At 59.4% G+C, this 16,197-nt stretch carries 13 protein-coding genes; 8 read left to right on the forward strand and 5 right to left on the reverse strand.

Annotated elements, in window-relative coordinates; genetic code table 11:
* The first annotated feature begins 38 nt into the window (after positions 1-38).
* The 5 genes from BMY73_RS17975 to BMY73_RS17995 all read left to right on the forward strand — a co-directional run bounded on the left by BMY73_RS17975 (position 39) and on the right by BMY73_RS17995 (position 4,031).
* Positions 39-1,034, forward strand: coding sequence for a zinc transporter ZntB (locus tag BMY73_RS17975; RefSeq protein WP_062382438.1), 996 nt, complete (start codon positions 39-41; stop codon positions 1,032-1,034).
* An 84-nt stretch (positions 1,035-1,118) separates the two neighbouring features.
* Positions 1,119-1,382 carry a hypothetical protein gene (locus BMY73_RS17980; protein ID WP_062382440.1) on the forward strand — a complete coding sequence of 88 codons (264 nt, stop codon included), beginning with the start codon at positions 1,119-1,121 and terminating at the stop codon, positions 1,380-1,382.
* 2 nt (positions 1,383-1,384) lie between these two features.
* Positions 1,385-2,209, forward strand: coding sequence for a mechanosensitive ion channel family protein (locus tag BMY73_RS17985; RefSeq protein WP_062382443.1), 825 nt, complete (start codon positions 1,385-1,387; stop codon positions 2,207-2,209).
* Between the two features lie 89 nt (positions 2,210-2,298).
* Positions 2,299-2,889, forward strand: a complete 591-nt coding sequence (gene sigX, locus BMY73_RS17990) for an RNA polymerase sigma factor SigX (RefSeq protein ID WP_062382444.1) — start codon at positions 2,299-2,301, stop codon at positions 2,887-2,889.
* 107 nt (positions 2,890-2,996) lie between these two features.
* A complete protein-coding gene (locus BMY73_RS17995; RefSeq protein ID WP_062382447.1) occupies positions 2,997-4,031 on the forward strand; it encodes an OmpA family protein in 1,035 nt (344 codons plus the stop codon).
* A gap of 155 nt (positions 4,032-4,186) precedes the next feature.
* Here the strand turns inward: BMY73_RS17995 and BMY73_RS18000 are convergent, their stop codons facing one another.
* From BMY73_RS18000 to BMY73_RS18015, 4 genes are all read right to left on the reverse strand, one after another.
* Positions 4,187-5,881, reverse strand: coding sequence for a bifunctional protein-serine/threonine kinase/phosphatase (locus BMY73_RS18000; RefSeq protein ID WP_371914985.1), 1,695 nt, complete (start codon positions 5,879-5,881; stop codon positions 4,187-4,189).
* 17 nt (positions 5,882-5,898) lie between these two features.
* Positions 5,899-7,110, reverse strand: a complete 1,212-nt coding sequence (locus BMY73_RS18005; protein WP_092408743.1) for a nitrate/nitrite transporter — start codon at positions 7,108-7,110, stop codon at positions 5,899-5,901.
* Between the two features lie 239 nt (positions 7,111-7,349).
* A complete protein-coding gene (locus tag BMY73_RS18010) occupies positions 7,350-7,925 on the reverse strand; it encodes an ANTAR domain-containing response regulator (RefSeq protein ID WP_092408745.1) in 576 nt (191 codons plus the stop codon).
* A 12-nt stretch (positions 7,926-7,937) separates the two neighbouring features.
* Positions 7,938-9,146, reverse strand: a complete 1,209-nt coding sequence (locus tag BMY73_RS18015; protein WP_092408747.1) for a CmpA/NrtA family ABC transporter substrate-binding protein — start codon at positions 9,144-9,146, stop codon at positions 7,938-7,940.
* A 274-nt stretch (positions 9,147-9,420) separates the two neighbouring features.
* On the opposite strand from BMY73_RS18015, the gene BMY73_RS18020 reads away from it, so the two are divergent.
* Complete coding sequence (locus BMY73_RS18020; RefSeq protein ID WP_092408749.1) at positions 9,421-10,443, forward strand: quinone-dependent dihydroorotate dehydrogenase; 1,023 nt, start codon at positions 9,421-9,423, stop codon at positions 10,441-10,443.
* Between the two features lie 175 nt (positions 10,444-10,618).
* Here BMY73_RS18020 and rmf read toward each other — a convergent pair whose 3' ends face one another.
* Positions 10,619-10,834, reverse strand: coding sequence for a ribosome modulation factor (gene rmf / locus BMY73_RS18025; protein ID WP_010223328.1), 216 nt, complete (start codon positions 10,832-10,834; stop codon positions 10,619-10,621).
* Positions 10,835-11,407: 573 nt separating this feature from the next.
* Here rmf and rlmKL point away from each other — a divergent pair.
* Positions 11,408-13,678 carry a bifunctional 23S rRNA (guanine(2069)-N(7))-methyltransferase RlmK/23S rRNA (guanine(2445)-N(2))-methyltransferase RlmL gene (gene rlmKL, locus BMY73_RS18030; RefSeq protein ID WP_092408751.1) on the forward strand — a complete coding sequence of 757 codons (2,271 nt, stop codon included), beginning with the start codon at positions 11,408-11,410 and terminating at the stop codon, positions 13,676-13,678.
* A gap of 159 nt (positions 13,679-13,837) precedes the next feature.
* Positions 13,838-15,847, forward strand: coding sequence for a sensor domain-containing diguanylate cyclase (locus tag BMY73_RS18035; RefSeq protein WP_092408752.1), 2,010 nt, complete (start codon positions 13,838-13,840; stop codon positions 15,845-15,847).
* Positions 15,848-16,197 lie beyond the last annotated feature (350 nt).

Here is a 16,197-nt window from a genome sequence, read left to right on the forward strand (position 1 = left end):
TCCATACCGCAAACCGCAGGAGATACCAAGGACAGTGAATGTTCGATGAGACAAACGCGCAGTGGGGGCTGGTTCATGCCTTCGTGCTGGACGGAAAAGGCGGGGCGCGTTCAATCGCTCGAACCGAACTGGATTGCCTGCAACTGGAGCCACACGAAAGCGTGTGGCTTCACTGGGATCGCAGTCATCCGCAGACTCAGACGTGGCTGCGCACCGCGAGCGGGCTGAGTGAGTTCGTTTGCGACTTGATGCTTGAGGAAAACACCCGGCCGCGCTTGCTGCCACTGCCTGACGATGAACTGCTGCTGTTTTTGCGCGGGGTGAATCTCAACCCTGGCGCCGAACCTGAAGACATGGTGTCGGTACGGATTTTTGCAGCGGCGCAGAGCGTCATATCCCTGCGGCTTCGCTCGTTGCGAGCGACGGATGAGTTAATTGACCTGCTCAATGAGGGGAAAGGCCCCAAAACCGCGTCCGAGTTGTTGGTGTATCTGGCGCAACTGCTCACCGACAAGGTCCAGGCCGTAGTCAGCGAGCTGACTGAACTGGTCGATGACATGGAGGAACGCATAGATGCCGACGAACGGTACATGCCTGAACATGGCAATATGGTTCACATCCGGCGCAGGGCGGCGCGAATGCGTCGGTTTCTGCACCCTCAGCGAGAAATCTATGCGCAGTTGACGCGCAGCAAGATGCCCTGGTTCGTGGACGACGATGCCGATTACTGGAACGAATTGAACAACAGCCTGATGCGTTATCTCGAGGAGCTGGAATTGACCCGGGAGCGCGTAGGACTGGTGTTGGAGGCTGAAGACAGGCGCCTCAATGAGCGCATGAACCGGACCATGTACCGCTTCGGCATCATCACCGGGATCTTTCTGCCCATGAGTTTCCTGACTGGATTGCTGGGGATCAATGTCGGCGGCATTCCGGGCTCGGATAATCCGTATGGCTTTCTGTTTGCCTGCGGTCTGATGATCGTGGTTGCGGTGGGGCAGATGTGGCTGTTCAAGCGTCTGCGGTGGGTGTGATGAAAAAAACGACGTCGTTTACGGTGTCACGTGTGACTCAGGCGAAACTGGCTACGTCTTCCAGTGACATCACGTGAGGTGCCCATGCACGACCCGTTTGAAGAATCACTGCGAGACATGCTTAATTCCTCGTCCTCCAGCCGGGATGATGATGCGGCATTGGGGCGTGTGTTGAAGACGGCCAACCGTCAGGTCGGCGCGGGCGACCTGTTCGGTCTGCTTGGCCGCTGCACACAGGCATTGATGATCGCCGTGAACAACGGCTCGGCTCACGTTTCACCTGTTTCCCGTCGCAAGGCGACGATTGCCGGCACGGCGTTTACCGCCGCCAAAGACAAGGCTGATTGAATATGGAATTGGACCTCTGGACACAGAGCCTGGTTACCGCAATGACTGCGTTGTGGACCAAAGTTGCGAACTTCATCCCGAATCTGTTCGGCGCTCTGGTGGTTGTACTGTTGGGTTTCGTGGTTGCAAAGCTGCTCGACACCCTGTTGTCCAAGCTGTTGGCAAAACTGGGTTTGGACCGTTTGATGGGTGGCACGGGCCTGACCAAACTGATCAGTCGCGCAGGGATCCAGGTCCCGATTTCGACGCTGATCGGCAAGATCGTGTACTGGTTCGTGTTGTTGATTTTCCTGGTGTCGGCGGCCGAGTCGCTGGGCCTTGAGCGTGTATCGGCAACGCTGGACATGCTCGCGCTGTACCTGCCGAAAGTGTTTGGCGCGGCGCTGGTGTTGCTGGTGGGTGTGCTGCTGGCGCAACTGGTCAATGGCATTGTTCGCGGCGCGGCAGAAGGTGTCGGTCTGGATTACGCGGCGGGCCTTGGACGTGTGGCCCAGTGGCTGGTGATCATCATCAGTATTTCGGTGGCGATCAGTCAGCTGGAGGTGAAAACCGACCTGCTGAACCACGTCATAGTGATTGGTTTGATTACCGTTGGTCTGGCCGTTGCGCTGGCCATGGGGCTGGGTAGCCGTGAAATCGCGAGCCAGATCCTGGCAGGAATTTATGTGCGGGAGTTGTATCAGGTAGGGCAACAAGTGCGTATTGGAGAGGTCGAAGGGCAGATCGAAGAGATTGGCACGGTGAAAACCACGCTGCTGACCGATGAAGGGGAACTGGTGTCGTTGTCGAACCGGATCCTTCTCGAACAGCGAGTGAGCAGCCGCTGAACCGGCAAATCTGCTAATGTATGCCGCCGCAAAATTCCGGAGGTTCCGGGATCAGGCGGACATTTATCTGACTGTCGGCACGACCTGTTTTGAATAAACCCCAATCGCTCTCACTGCGTTACGACCCCCGCGAGCTCTCTGATGAGGAGTTGGTTGCGCGCTCGCACGTCGAGTTGTTCCATGTGACGCGGGCCTATGAAGAGCTGATGCGGCGCTACCAGCGGACACTTTTTAACGTCTGCGCGCGCTATTTAGGGAACGATCGCGATGCTGACGATGTCTGTCAGGAGGTGATGCTTAAGGTGTTGTATGGATTGAAGAATTTCGAGGGAAAATCGAAATTCAAAACCTGGCTCTACAGCATCACCTATAACGAATGCATCACGCAGTACAGAAAGGAGCGACGAAAGCGTCGGTTGATGGACGCTTTGAGTCTGGACCCCCTCGAGGAAGCGTCTGAAGACAAGACGCCGAAACCGGAAGAGAAGGGCGGCCTCGATCGCTGGCTCGTGCATGTGAACCCGATTGACAGGGAAATTCTGGTGCTTCGATTTGTCGCAGAGCTGGAATTTCAGGAGATCGCAGACATAATGCACATGGGCCTGAGTGCTACAAAAATGCGGTACAAACGGGCACTTGATAAATTACGTGAGAAATTTGCAGGCGTTACCGAAACTTAACTCGGAGCAAATATCTCTAACGGGCAGGCAAGTTCTGATAGACTTGCCGACGAGTTGTCCTCCGATTAGGGGGACCGCTTTACAATCACCAGATGGGGATTTAACGGATGAAACTGAAAAACACCTTGGGCTTGGCCATTGGTACTATTGTTGCCGCAACTTCGTTCGGCGCTCTGGCACAAGGCCAAGGCGCAGTCGAAATCGAAGGCTTCGCCAAGAAAGAACAGTTCGACAGCGCTCGTAATTTCAAAAACGACGGCAACCTGTTCGGCGGTTCGGTTGGCTACTTCCTGACTGACGACGTTGAATTGCGTCTGGGCTACGACGAAGTTCACAACGTCCGTAGCGACGATGGCAAGAACATCAAGGGCGCGAACACCGCTCTGGACGCTCTGTACCACTTCAACAACCCGGGCGACATGCTGCGTCCGTACGTCTCGGCTGGTTTCTCCGATCAGAGCATCGGTCAGAACGGCAGCGGCGGTCGTAACCGCTCCACCTTCGCCAACATCGGCGGCGGTGCCAAGCTGTACTTCACCGACAACTTCTATGCCCGTGCTGGCGTTGAAGCTCAGTACAACATCGACCAGGGTGACACCGAGTGGGCACCTAGCGTCGGTATCGGCGTAAACTTCGGTGGCGGCTCCAAGAAAGTTGAAGCTGCTCCAGCGCCAGTCGCTGAAGTGTGCTCCGACAGCGACAACGACGGCGTTTGCGATAACGTCGACAAGTGCCCTGACACCCCGGCCAACGTTACCGTTGACGCCAACGGTTGCCCGGCTGTTGCTGAAGTCGTACGTGTTGAACTGGACGTGAAATTCGACTTCGACAAGTCGGTTGTCAAGCCAAGCAGCTACGGCGACATCAAAAACCTGGCTGACTTCATGAAGCAGTACCCACAAACCACCACCACTGTTGAAGGTCACACTGACTCCGTCGGTCCTGACGCTTACAACCAGAAACTGTCCGAGCGTCGTGCAAACGCCGTTAAACAAGTTCTGGTTAACCAGTACGGTGTTGGCGCTAACCGCGTGAACTCGGTTGGCTACGGCGAAACCCGTCCAGTTGCAGACAACGCAACTGAAGCAGGTCGCGCTATTAACCGTCGCGTAGAAGCACAAGTAGAAGCCCAAGCTAAGTAATTAGCCCTCGCTTCACGAAAAACCCGGCCTCGGCCGGGTTTTTCTTTTTCTGGCAGATGGAAAAACGGCTGAATTGCGATTCGTTCTTCTTTAAAAGTATTTGCGCATCGTGTGGTACGCCCGCAACAGAAGACTGGAGGCCGTTGTGATCGACGTTAATGCCTGAGTAATGCGATCCACAACAACAGGTTAAGCACCAGCGACACTAGCGCTACCGTTTGCCAAACTTTGAGTGGTTCGCGCTCCAGAAGGGGCCTGGCTCGCGTATGCAACGTGGCAAGTTCGCCGTGTTGAAGCTGTAGCAGCCACTGTTCCGCCGTTTCAAAGCGCCTGGCCGGATCGGCTTGAAGTGCCTGATCCAGATGGGCGTCGATCCATTCGGGTATGTCTGGGCGATAGCGGCTGACGGGGACGGGGTTGCCGAAGCGGCGGTGTTGAAAGGGCTCGATCTCTCCGTACGGGTACTGACCGGTCAGCAGGAAATACAGCGTGACGCTGGCGGCATACAGATCGAATGCCGGCGCGGGTTCAGCGCCGTCAAACGCCTCCGGGGCGATGAAGCTTGGCGTCCCGGGAATGTCGCCTTTAATGTCGGCAGACAGACCGGGGCAGAAGGCGAGCCCGAAATCCAGCACGCGTAATTCGCCTTTGTCGTCGATCAGCACGTTGTCCGGCTTGATATCGCGATGGACAATGTTTCGTCGGTGCAACAGGCCGATCGCGCCTATCAGGTCGCGTGCCAGGGCCGGCCATCGCGCCAGTTCCACCGGTCCCCGTTGCTCAAAGGTTTGCGCCAGCGTTTCGCCTGGGTATTCACGCATGACGTAATACAGATGCTGGCGCTCGGGCAATGGATGGACCTGTGGGAAGAAACGCCCGGCCACCCGGCGCAGGAACCACTCCTCCAGCAGCAAGGTTTGACCGGCGCCGGACTCGTCGTGTCGGGTGTCGGGGAGGGTTTTGAGCAGCCAGGGTTGTCGGTCGGCGTCGGAAACCCGATACAGCAGGGATTGTCGGGAGTCACCCAGGCGTTGCTCGATCTTCCAGCCCTCGAAGGATTGCCCGGGTTTCAGTGACGGAGGCAACGGCCATTGGTGTAACTGAATCAGGGTGTCGGCCAGCGTATCAGTGCCCAACTGATCGATCTGGATCAATACGGCGCTGGCGTTGTCCTGGCTTCCCGACAGGTGCGCGGTGTTGACCAATGTCCGAACGGCGGCGTTCAGATCATGTTGTTCGCTGAGAATCGTACGAATGCGCGCATCGTTCAGCGTCGACCAGACCCCATCGCTGATCAGCAACAGACGTTCGCCCTGACGCAGCTCTCCGTCCAGATAATCCATGACCACGTACTGATCCAGGCCGAGCGCGCGTTTGAGCACGTGCTGCATGTCCGGTTGCTCCCAGACATGGTCCTCGCTGATGCGCTGCAACACCCCGTCATGCCAGCGGTAGACCCGGCAGTCACCGACATGGGCGAGGGTAAAGCGACGGCCGCGCAGGACCAGCGCGCTGAGCGTGGTCAGCAGTCCGTTCGCCAGCAACCAGCGGTTCTGTGCGAGCAGCAAGCGGTCGAGCGCCTGTGCGACGCCCCAGGTTTCCGGCGTGGCGTAGTAATCCATGGCCAGGGCCTGTAGGGTCGACCGTGCCGCCAGGCCGCCATCCGCACACTGGCTGACGCCATCCGCCAGCCCGAACAGGTATCCCTTGCTGGCAGCAAGTGCCGGTGCGGGGGTCACCAGACGGGTGGCGTCCTGGTTCTCGGTCCGTGGGCCGCTGGCGCTGAACTCGGCAACGCGCACCTGCAAGCCCACCGCTTTGGCCGGGCTCAATGTCGACGGCGGATTCATCGCTACCTCCGTCAGGCTCAGACGCGAGCAGCGGTGACGGCGGCCGAACCCCAGGTGGTTCTCCAGCGGCGTTTGACGTTCATCAGACCGAACCATGCCAGAACACCGAGCGACGCGAACAACCACAGACCCAACTGATAGTCCCCGGTGTTTTGCTTGATAGCGCCCAGGCCGGCAGCAAGCAAAAATCCTCCGATGCCGCCCGCCATGCCGATCAGGCCGGTCATGACGCCGATTTCTTTACGGAAACGCTGCGGAACCAACTGGAACACCGCGCCGTTGCCTGCGCCCAGGCCCAGCATGGCGGCGACGAACAGCGCCAGTGCCGCCCATGAACTCGGCAGGTTGAAACCGACCGCGGCGATGCAGACTGCAGCGACGGCGTACATGCCGGACAGGGTGCGGATGCCTCCGAAGCGGTCCGCCAATGCACCGCCAAGAGGGCGCATCAGACTGCCGCCGAACACGCAGGCTGCCGTGTAGTAGCCCGCTGTCACCGGGCTCAGACCGTACTGATCGTTGAAGTAGCCGGGCAGGGCGCTGGCCAGACCGATGAAGCCGCCGAAGGTGACGCTGTAGAAGAACATGAACCACCAACTGTCACGGTCGCCCAGTGCTTTGAAATAGTCGCCCATGGACTTGGCTTTCGGACGTTCCGGCGCGTTGCGGGCCATCACTGAGAAGGCGATCAATGTCAGGACCAGTGGCACCACCGCGAAACCGAACACATTGCTCCAGCCAAAGCTTGCCGCCAATACCGGTGCGATCAGGGCAGCGAACACCGTGCCTGAATTGCCGGCACCCGCGATGCCCATCGCCTTGCCTTGATGCTGCGGCGGATACCATTGCGAAGCCAGCGGCAGGGCGACGGCGAATGACGCACCCGCCATGCCGAGGAACACACCCAGCAGCAACGCGTGTTCATAGCTGTGAATGCCCAGTAGCCAGGCGCAAAGCAGGGCAACGATGACAATGATCTGGCCAATGATGCCCGCTGTTTTGGGCGACAGCTGATCGGCGAGCATGCCCATCAGAAAACGCAGGAATGCGCCCGCCAGGATCGGCGTGGCGACCATCAGGCCGCGTTGTTGTGTGGTCAGGTGCAGGTCGGTGGCGATCTGCACGGCCAATGGGCCGAGCAGGTACCAGACCATAAAGCTCAGGTCGAAGTAGAGGAACGCTGCGAACAACGTGGGTTTATGGCCGGCTTTCCAGAAGCTTGTATTCATTTCACACCTCATCTGCAGGAAATCGTTTCTGGGGCGGCTGTCGTCGCACCGTCACGGGTCAGGTCTTGCAGGTGAAGCACCAGCCCGGCGCTCCACCCGCCCCGTTTTCTGGGGGCCAAAACGAAAAAACGTCGCCACCCTGTTCGCGCTGTGCGAAGGGGTGTGCGACGTCTTTGTCGAACGTGGGGCAACCGCCGTTGGCTACCTGTATGAACGGTGTAGCAAAACGCGGGCCATCGTTAACCCAGCAGCTCGCTCATGGCGATAATCTGCTCCGCCACTTGTACCAGTTTCTGCTGCCGGCTCATGGCCTGACGGCGCATGAGCGTGTAGGCCTCATCCTCAGTGCAGCTCTTCATCTTCATCAGCAGGCCTTTGGCGGTTTCGATGCGCTTGCGTTCGGCCAGTTGCTGATCACGCGCCAGCAGCTGCGCGCGCAGGTCCTGGTCACTCTCGAAGCGCGCCATGGCCACGTCGAGAATGGGCTGCAAGCGTTGGGCATGAATGCCTTCGACGATGTAGGCGCTGACCCCTGACTTGATGGCCTGGCGCATCACGCCAGGATCGTGTTCATCAGTGAACATCACGATCGGGCGGGGCAGGTCGCGGGTGATCAGCACGACTTGTTCAAGCACGTCGCGCCCCGGCGATTCGGTGTCAATCAGAATCACATCCGGACGCACCGCATGCACACGCGCCGGCAGATCGATAATCAGGCCGGACTCGTCAATGACCTCGAAACCGGCCTCGATGAGCGCAGCCTTCAAGCGTCCGACTTTCTTGGGCGTGTCGTTGATCAGCAGGATTCGCAGCATGGTCGCGTCTCCTCAGTGATCAAGGGCGGCAGGCAGGGTATCGGCCAGCGCGTGCAGTTTGAAACCATGGGCATAACCCACCGGGTCGCTGCCGTCCCAGACCTTGCCGTCGATGAGCTGACTGCTGCGCATCGCTGATACGGGCACGGGGATGTTCAGTGCTTCGGCCGCCTGGCGGTAGAGCGCCAGTTGCTGCACCTGCCGGGCGACGTCCAGGTAAGCCGGGTCCTCGCGCAGCAGGCCCCAGCGGCGAAATTGCGTCATGAACCACATGCCATCGGAGAGGTAGGGCATGTTGACCTGCCCGTTGCGATGGAAACTCACGGCGTGATGGTCCTGCCAGTGGTTGCCGAGACCGTCGCCGTATTGGCCGAGCAGGCGTCCTTCGATGTCGTCGACGGCAGCGTTCACATAATCGCTGCCGCTGAGCATATGCGCGGTACTGCGGCGATTTTCCGGGCTCTCTTCGATGAATCGGCTGGCCTCCAGCACTGCCATCACCAGGGCGCGCGCGGTGTTGGGGTATCGTTCGACGAACTCCAGGCTGCAGCCGAGGACTTTTTCGGGATGATCCGGCCAGATCGTCTGGGTGGTCGCCAGGGTGAAGCCCAGGTGCTGGCTGACGGCGCTGGCGCCCCACGGCTCACCGACACAAAAACCGTCTATGCGTTTCGCCTTGAGGTGTTCGACCATTTGTGGCGGCGGTACGACCACGCTGTCGACATCCTGCAAGGGGTGAATCCCCTGACTGGCGAGCCAGTAATACAACCACATCGCGTGATTGCCCGTCGGAAACGTCTGCGCAAAGGTCAGTTTTGTTCCGCTTTGGTGCGTACGGCGGTCCAGTGCCTCAGGAGTGACCACGCCTTGCTCTTGCAGTGCCCGGGAGAGATTGATGCTCTGGCCATTCTGATTCAGGCCCATCAATACCGCCATGTCTGTCGCGGGGCCGCCAATCCCCAGGTGTGCGGCGTACACCAGGCCGTAGAGGCTGTGCGCGGCGTGCAGCTGACCACTGACCAGCTTGTCGCGCAGACTTGCCCACGACGGCTGTCGGTGCAGATTGATGTTCAGACCATACGGTTGAGCGAAGCCTTGCGTCGCGGCGACGATCAGCGAGGCGGCATCAGTGAGTGCCATGAAGCCCACATCAATGCGCGTCAGTTCCGGTGCGTCGCTGCCATTGACCCAGGCCAGTGAGGTATCAAGGGTTTCGTTCATGGTTCTCGGTTCCGCCTGAAGACCGACATGCCCGCAGGCGCTGCTGATCTTCCATAAAAAAACGTCGCCTCATCCGGGCGTTAACCGGGACGAGGACGACGCCATTGTCCGATCACGCTCTCCGCCGTTGGAGAGCGTTCGATAATCGGTTCAAGCAAGCCATATGCCAGTGGTGACCAGACGTCGAGCAAAGTACGCGACATGCCTCGCGCTCAACCCGTATGCACGTCTATAATCCGCCGCTGACTTCAGCCTCAAACGAGCCGCGCCCGCTATGTATAACCTGGCCCGCCAGTTACTGTTCAAACTCTCCCCGGAAACATCTCACGATCTGTCCATTGACCTGATCGGCGCGGGCGGTCGTCTGGGGCTCAACGGCCTGTTCAACAAGGCGCCCGCGCGGCTGCCGGTGACGGTGATGGGCTTGTCGTTTCCCAACCCGGTGGGCCTGGCCGCCGGCCTGGACAAGAACGGAGCGGCCATCGACGGATTTGCGCAGCTGGGTTTCGGTTTCATTGAAATCGGCACCGTCACCCCGCGTCCACAGCCGGGCAATCCCAAGCCACGCATTTTTCGTCTGCCTCATGCCGAGGGCATCATCAACCGCATGGGGTTCAACAATCTGGGCGTCGATAACCTGATCAGTCGGGTAAAGGCGGCCAGTTACAACGGCGTGCTGGGTATCAATATCGGCAAGAATTTCGACACCCCGGTCGAGCGCGCGGTCGACGACTACCTGATTTGCCTGGACAAGGTATACACCCACGCCAGTTACATCACCGTCAACGTCAGCTCGCCGAATACCCCGGGGCTGCGCAGCCTGCAATTCGGTGACTCGCTCAAGCAGTTGCTCGAAGCCCTGCGTGTGCGCCAGGAAGCGTTGACGCTGACGCATGGCAAACGCGTGCCGCTGGCCATCAAGATCGCGCCCGACATGAGCGATGAGGAAACGGTCCTGGTCGCCACCGCGCTGCTGGAATCGGGGATGGACGCGGTGATTGCCACCAACACCACATTGAGTCGCGTGGGCGTCGAGGGACTGCCTCACGCCGACGAGGCGGGCGGTTTGTCGGGGGCGCCCGTGCGTGAGAAAAGCACGCACATCGTCAAGGTGCTGGCCAGCGAGTTGGGGGGCAGATTGCCGATCATCGCGGCGGGCGGCATCACCGAGGGCAAACACGCCGCGGAGAAAATCGCCGCCGGTGCGAGCCTGGTGCAGATTTATTCAGGGTTTATCTACAAAGGTCCAGCGCTGATTCGCGAGGCGGTGGACGCCATTGCCGCGATGCCGAAATAGCTAACCCCAGACAGAAAAAAAGTGCCGAAACAAGAAGAGGGGTTCCGACTGGAACCCCTCTTGGGCTTTAGCCCGCCGTCCTGAGGGGACGTGCATGGTTAAGGTAAAACGAATCAGATTGTCGAATTTTTCGAAAAAACTTTAAAAGTCGGAATGTCCCTTTGGTAATTAAGCGTCAGCCGACCGCGTGAAGTTCGTTGAGTCTGTGTATACCCGCAGTGCCGGTCATACCGTCCCAGTTGTCGCCTCGTCCTTCTCGCCAGCCGTTGATCCAGGCTTGACGTACCGACGGTAGAGTAAATGGGCAAAGCTCACGGGATTTACCAGTTACGCCGTATTGATATCCGCGCGAAAAAGCTCTTTCCAACGGATCACGCTTAAGTCTTCTCATAGGGTGTTGCCCTCGTTTGTTGACTGTTATGTCCTTGGAGACCTCGTGTTGAGGTCAGGCAGAATCTTCTGCCTTCGAATGCCCGCTGCCGGCGTCGCGGGTCAGGTGCTGTCGTCGTTGCGGCGACAACCTGAGTTGATTTCTAACCAATGCATGCGGCGCTGTGAATGATCGTTTTGTCATAAGAACGTAACCGTTGAGGCGTTAAGACCATAAGCGATGAGCGGGTTTAAGCCAGGTTTTTTGCCCGACGCCCCTGATTCGGGCGTTTTCATGAGAGGTGCAAGTGGTTCTCAAGTACACCTGATGGCTGATTGACGTCAGATTTAAATCTGACGAAGGGTCATTCATGTGACTTTTTATTCAGGCCGTTGTCGGGCTGAATAGCGCTTTTTTCATATCAGTGGCCGGCCCGCAGTTGCGGGCGGCACCGCTGCCGTATTCGAAATGTATCGGTGCGGCGGACCGGCACAATTTGTGTGCCACGCAGGCGTTCTCGATGAAAGGCGCCTGCTTGAATCGGGTTGGGCAATGCGTTGTCCTGCCACTTACAGCCAAGGCTCTGGAATACTCATGTCGGACCGTTACGAACTTTTCCTCACCTGTCCCAAAGGCCTCGAAGGCCTGCTCGCTGAGGAAGCCACTGCGCTTGGCCTCCAGGAAACCCGCGAACACACATCGACCATCCGCGGCAGCGCCGACATGGAAACTGCCTACCGGCTCTGTTTGTGGTCGCGACTGGCCAACCGGGTGTTGCTGGTGCTCAAGCGCTTCCCGATGAAGGACGCCGAAGATCTCTACCACGGCGTCCACGACATCGAGTGGGCCGATCATCTGGAGCCCGACGGTACCCTCGCCGTGGAGTTCAGCGGCCACGGCTCGGGCATCGACAACACCCATTTCGGCGCATTGAAGGTCAAGGACGCCATTGTTGACCGGCTGCGCACCTCAGACGGATCGCGCCCCTCGATCGACAAGCTCAATCCGGATCTGCGCGTACATCTGCGTCTGGATCGGGGCGAAGCCATTCTCTCTCTGGACCTTTCCGGTCACAGCCTGCACCAGCGCGGCTATCGCTTGCAGCAGGGCGCGGCGCCGTTGAAGGAAAACCTCGCGGCCGCGATCCTCATCCGTTCTGGTTGGCCACGTATCGCGGCCGAGGGTGGCGCACTGGCTGACCCGATGTGCGGTGTGGGCACGTTTCTGGTCGAAGCCGCCATGATCGCCGCCGACATTGCCCCGAACCTGAAGCGTGAGCGTTGGGGATTTTCTGCCTGGCTGGGTCACGTTCCGGCCCTGTGGCGCAAGTTGCATGACGAAGCCCTGGCGCGTGCCGAGGCAGGGCTCGCCAGGCCGCCATTGTGGATTCGTGGTTATGAAGCTGATCCTCGGCTCATTCAGCCGGGCCGTAACAACGTCGAGCGCGCCGGCCTGTCCGAATGGATCAAAATTTACCAGGGCGAGGTCGCGACCTTCGAGCCACGTCCGGACCAGAACCAGAAAGGCCTGGTCATCTGCAATCCGCCCTATGGCGAGCGTCTGGGGGATGAGGCGAGCCTGTTGTACCTCTACCAGAACCTCGGTGAGCGTCTGCGCCAGGCATGCCTGAACTGGGAAGCTGCCGTGTTTACCGGCGCCCCGGACCTGGGCAAGCGCATGGGGATTCGCAGCCACAAGCAGTATGCGTTCTGGAACGGTGCGTTGCCGTGCAAGCTGCTGTTGATCAAGGTCCAGCCGGACCAGTTCGTCACGGGCGAGCGTCGCACGCCGGAACAGCGTCAGGTTGAGCGCGAGCAGGCGGCATACGACCAGACGCCGGACGAACCGCAGGAACGCGCATTCAACAAGAACGGCAACCCGATCAAGCCGACACCCGCACCGGCTCCGGTCATCGAGCAGCCACGCCTGAGCGAAGGCGGGCAGATGTTTGCCAACCGCTTGCAGAAGAACCTCAAGGCACTGGGCAAGTGGGTCAAGCGCGAAGGGATTGACTGCTACCGCGTTTATGATGCGGACATGCCTGAATACGCGATGGCCATCGATCTGTATCACGACTGGGTTCACGTTCAGGAATACGCTGCGCCGAAGTCCATCGACCCTGAGAAAGCCTCGATTCGCATGTTCGATGCATTGGCGGCAATTCCGCAGGCGCTGAACATCGACAAGAGCCGCGTGGTGGTCAAGCGCCGTGAGCGTCAAAGCGGGACCCGGCAGTACGAACGTCAGAGTGCGCAGGGCAAATTCAACGAGGTGAACGAAGGTGGCATCAAGCTGCTGGTCAACCTGACCGACTATCTGGATACCGGTCTGTTCCTCGATCACCGGCCGATGCGGATGCGTATTCAACGGGAAGCGGCGGGTAAACGTTTCCTTAACCTGTTCTGCTACACCGCGACGGCCAGCGTCCACGCGGCCAAAGGTGGCGCGCGCAGCACGACCAGCGTCGACCTGTCGAAAACCTATCTGGACTGGGCTCGCCGGAACCTGTCACTCAACGGTTTTTCGGACAAGAACCGTCTGGAGCAGGGTGATGTGATGGCGTGGCTTGAGTCCAGTCGTGACGAGTACGATCTGATCTTTATCGATCCTCCGACATTCTCCAACTCCAAGCGCATGGAGGGTGTGTTCGACGTGCAGCGCGATCAGGTGCAACTGATTGACCTGGCAATGGCCCGGTTGGCCAGCGGCGGTGTTTTGTATTTCTCCAACAACTTCCGCAAGTTCCAGCTGGACGAAAACCTGGCTGAGCGATATGCCGTCGAGGAAATCACTCAACAGACCATCGATCCGGACTTTGCCCGGAACGGCAAAATCCATCGTGCCTGGAAAATCACGGCGCGTTAAACCGGCCATGCACGCCCGCGAGCGCCATCCCGCAAGGGCTGGCGTTTCGTCCTGATATAAGACAGACGACGCACAGCACTAGGCAAACTAATGGCTAATAGCTATAAGTTAGCTCTGGCCACCTGTCGAGGCCACGGGGTGGCGTCATGAGTTCTGCGTATGTCGTCAAACAAGTCAAGCGCCAAGATCCTGGGCTTCATCAACGAAGACAGTTCCTCATGGGTCGTGGGCACACTCGTGTTTTCTGTGGGCGCGGTGCTGACTGCCTTGCTGGCGCTGGCCAATGTCGAGTTGTATCAGCGTCAGTTGCGTCAACGGTTCGAACTGCTGGCCGGCGAGCGTATCAGCCGTATCGAGGACCGACTCGAGGGACAAATTCGACGGTTGGACAGCTTGCGTCGCTTCTTCGTGTATTCCGAGGAGGTGTCGGAAGACGAATTCAAAGGGTTCGCCGACCCTCTGCTGGTGTTCACCCAAGCCTATTCGTGGGCGCCAAAAGTGGCCGACGCGGATCGGTCAGTGTACGAACGCCGCACGCGCGAGGCCGGTGTATCGGGCTTCTCCATTCTGGATCCTGGCGACGGTAACGCGCTCAAGGTGGCTGGCATACGCCCGTTTTACTTCCCGATCCGGTACACCCGAAGCCTGAGCACCGGCGCCTTGCCAATGGGTTACGACGTCAACGCTGAAAGCGTGCGACGGGCGACACTTGAGCGTGCTGTCCAGTCGGGCGAGATGGCGGCTTCGCCCCGGCTGGATCTGGTCGGGCTGGATACCGAGAATCGCAAGGGGGTACTGCTGATCGTGCCCGTGACCGCCCGCTCTCATGTGGCGGGAGCCGAGTCCCCTCCCTTGCGAGGCGTGTTGCTGGCGGCGATCAGTCTGCGCCAGATGATGACCGAAGCGTTGCCCCCCACTGATCAGGACAATCTGGCGGTTAGCCTGGAAGACCTGACGTCAGGGGAAGCACCGGAAGTGCTGTATGAGTCGGCCGCAAAGGCGGCCGTCAGCGATCTGCAATTCGCCAAAACGCTGGATTTCGCTGGCCGTCGCTTTCGTTTGCAGGTTCGTCCGACCACTGCGTTCATCTCCGCCAACCCGTCTGGCAATGACAGCGTTGTGGTCCTCGGTGCACTGCTCAGTTTCATGCTCAGCGCGTTGTTGTATGCCTTGATCAGCCAGCGTCAACGCGCCTTGCGCCTGGTGGACCAGCGAACGGTACAGTTGCGTCAACGCGAGCAGCAGTTGCGCGGCGCCCATGGGCAACTGCGTAATGTGCTGGACGCCGCGACGCAGGTCGCGATCATCGCCACTGATCTGGACGGGGTGATCACCACCTTCAATATCGGCGCGGAACGGATGCTGGGTTACAGCAGTGCGCAGGTCTGCGGGCACCTGACGCTGCGTCAGCTGCACGTGTCCTCCGAACTGGCCGGGCATGTCGGGGAGTACAGTCAGCATTACGGGCGGTCAATCGACACCGGCGAAGCCATGCTCATGGCGTCGGTCGAGGAGCACGTCCATCAGGCGCATGACTGGACGTTCGTACGCCAGGATGGCAGCCATCTGCGGGTCAACATGCACGTCAGCCCGGTGCTGGATGAGCACGATCAACGGATCGGCTATCTGGCGGTGTGTCTGGACATCACTGAGCGTAAGCGTGTCGAGGAAGAGCTGCGCACCATGTCGGTGACCGACGCGTTGACGGGTGTCTACAACCGTCGGTATTTCCAGGAGCGCTTGCAGGCTGAATTACTGCGCGTCGACCGGCACGGCGGCATTTTCGCGGTGGTGATGCTCGATATCGATCATTTCAAAGGCATTAACGACCGGATGGGGCATGCGGTGGGTGATCACGTATTGCAGGCAATCTGCAAGCGTCTGTGTCAACGCTTGCGCCGCAGCGATGTCTTCTGCCGTCTGGGGGGCGAGGAGTTCATGGTGCTGTGCCCGGACACCGATGGCGACCAGGCGTTTGCGCTTGCCTGTGAGTTATGGACGGCGTTGCGCGCTGAACCGGTCGACGGCGTGGGGCGGGTCACCGCGAGCTTCGGCATCGCAAGCTGGCGTAAGGGCGAGGGCGGGGATGCCTTGCTGCTGCGCGCGGATTCGGGTGTCTATGCCGCGAAGATGCGGGGGCGGGACCGGGTGGAGCCGGAGTTACTGTGATTCGCTGCTTTGATCTGACCGGAGGCTGTGGAGACAGCGTGCGCGCGATCTGACGGTATGCCGCCTTGGCCGCAGAGCGTAGGAGCGTGGCTTGTCCCGCGATCTGGCGCGCAGCGGCAGCAAAACCAGACGACTTGGTTAGGCCTGACACACCGCATGCACCGGGTTTGCTGCCGGTTCCCGGCAGATCGCGGGACAAGGCGCAGCGCCACCCCGGCGGCTACAACAATCGCGGGTGGGGTGCAGACGATTCAGGATCGTTCCCACGCTCTGCGTCACTAGTGTCCGGTAAATATGTTTCATAGTTGAAGGCTGCCCTGAGCAGCCTTCAACTGATCCTGTTCCTGTCG

The sequence above is a fragment of the Pseudomonas sp. NFACC02 genome (genome assembly GCF_900110765.1).
Classification (GTDB): Bacteria; Pseudomonadota; Gammaproteobacteria; order Pseudomonadales; family Pseudomonadaceae; genus Aquipseudomonas.

What these genes read in the sequence shown, in the direction of transcription:
- BMY73_RS17975 (WP_062382438.1), top strand. Translation starts at nt 39, where the DNA reads ATGTTCGATGAGACAAACGCGCAGTGGGGGCTGGTTCATGCCTTCGTG.
- BMY73_RS17980 (WP_062382440.1), top strand. Translation starts at nt 1,119, where the DNA reads ATGCACGACCCGTTTGAAGAATCACTGCGAGACATGCTTAATTCCTCG.
- BMY73_RS17985 (WP_062382443.1), top strand. Translation starts at nt 1,385, where the DNA reads ATGGAATTGGACCTCTGGACACAGAGCCTGGTTACCGCAATGACTGCG.
- BMY73_RS17995 (WP_062382447.1), top strand. Translation starts at nt 2,997, where the DNA reads ATGAAACTGAAAAACACCTTGGGCTTGGCCATTGGTACTATTGTTGCC.
- BMY73_RS18000 (WP_371914985.1), bottom strand. Translation starts at nt 5,881, where the DNA reads ATGAATCCGCCGTCGACATTGAGCCCGGCCAAAGCGGTGGGCTTGCAG.
- BMY73_RS18005 (WP_092408743.1), bottom strand. Translation starts at nt 7,110, where the DNA reads ATGAATACAAGCTTCTGGAAAGCCGGCCATAAACCCACGTTGTTCGCA.
- BMY73_RS18010 (WP_092408745.1), bottom strand. Translation starts at nt 7,925, where the DNA reads ATGCTGCGAATCCTGCTGATCAACGACACGCCCAAGAAAGTCGGACGC.
- BMY73_RS18015 (WP_092408747.1), bottom strand. Translation starts at nt 9,146, where the DNA reads ATGAACGAAACCCTTGATACCTCACTGGCCTGGGTCAATGGCAGCGAC.
- BMY73_RS18020 (WP_092408749.1), top strand. Translation starts at nt 9,421, where the DNA reads ATGTATAACCTGGCCCGCCAGTTACTGTTCAAACTCTCCCCGGAAACA.
- rmf (WP_010223328.1), bottom strand. Translation starts at nt 10,834, where the DNA reads ATGAGAAGACTTAAGCGTGATCCGTTGGAAAGAGCTTTTTCGCGCGGA.
- rlmKL (WP_092408751.1), top strand. Translation starts at nt 11,408, where the DNA reads ATGTCGGACCGTTACGAACTTTTCCTCACCTGTCCCAAAGGCCTCGAA.
- BMY73_RS18035 (WP_092408752.1), top strand. Translation starts at nt 13,838, where the DNA reads ATGTCGTCAAACAAGTCAAGCGCCAAGATCCTGGGCTTCATCAACGAA.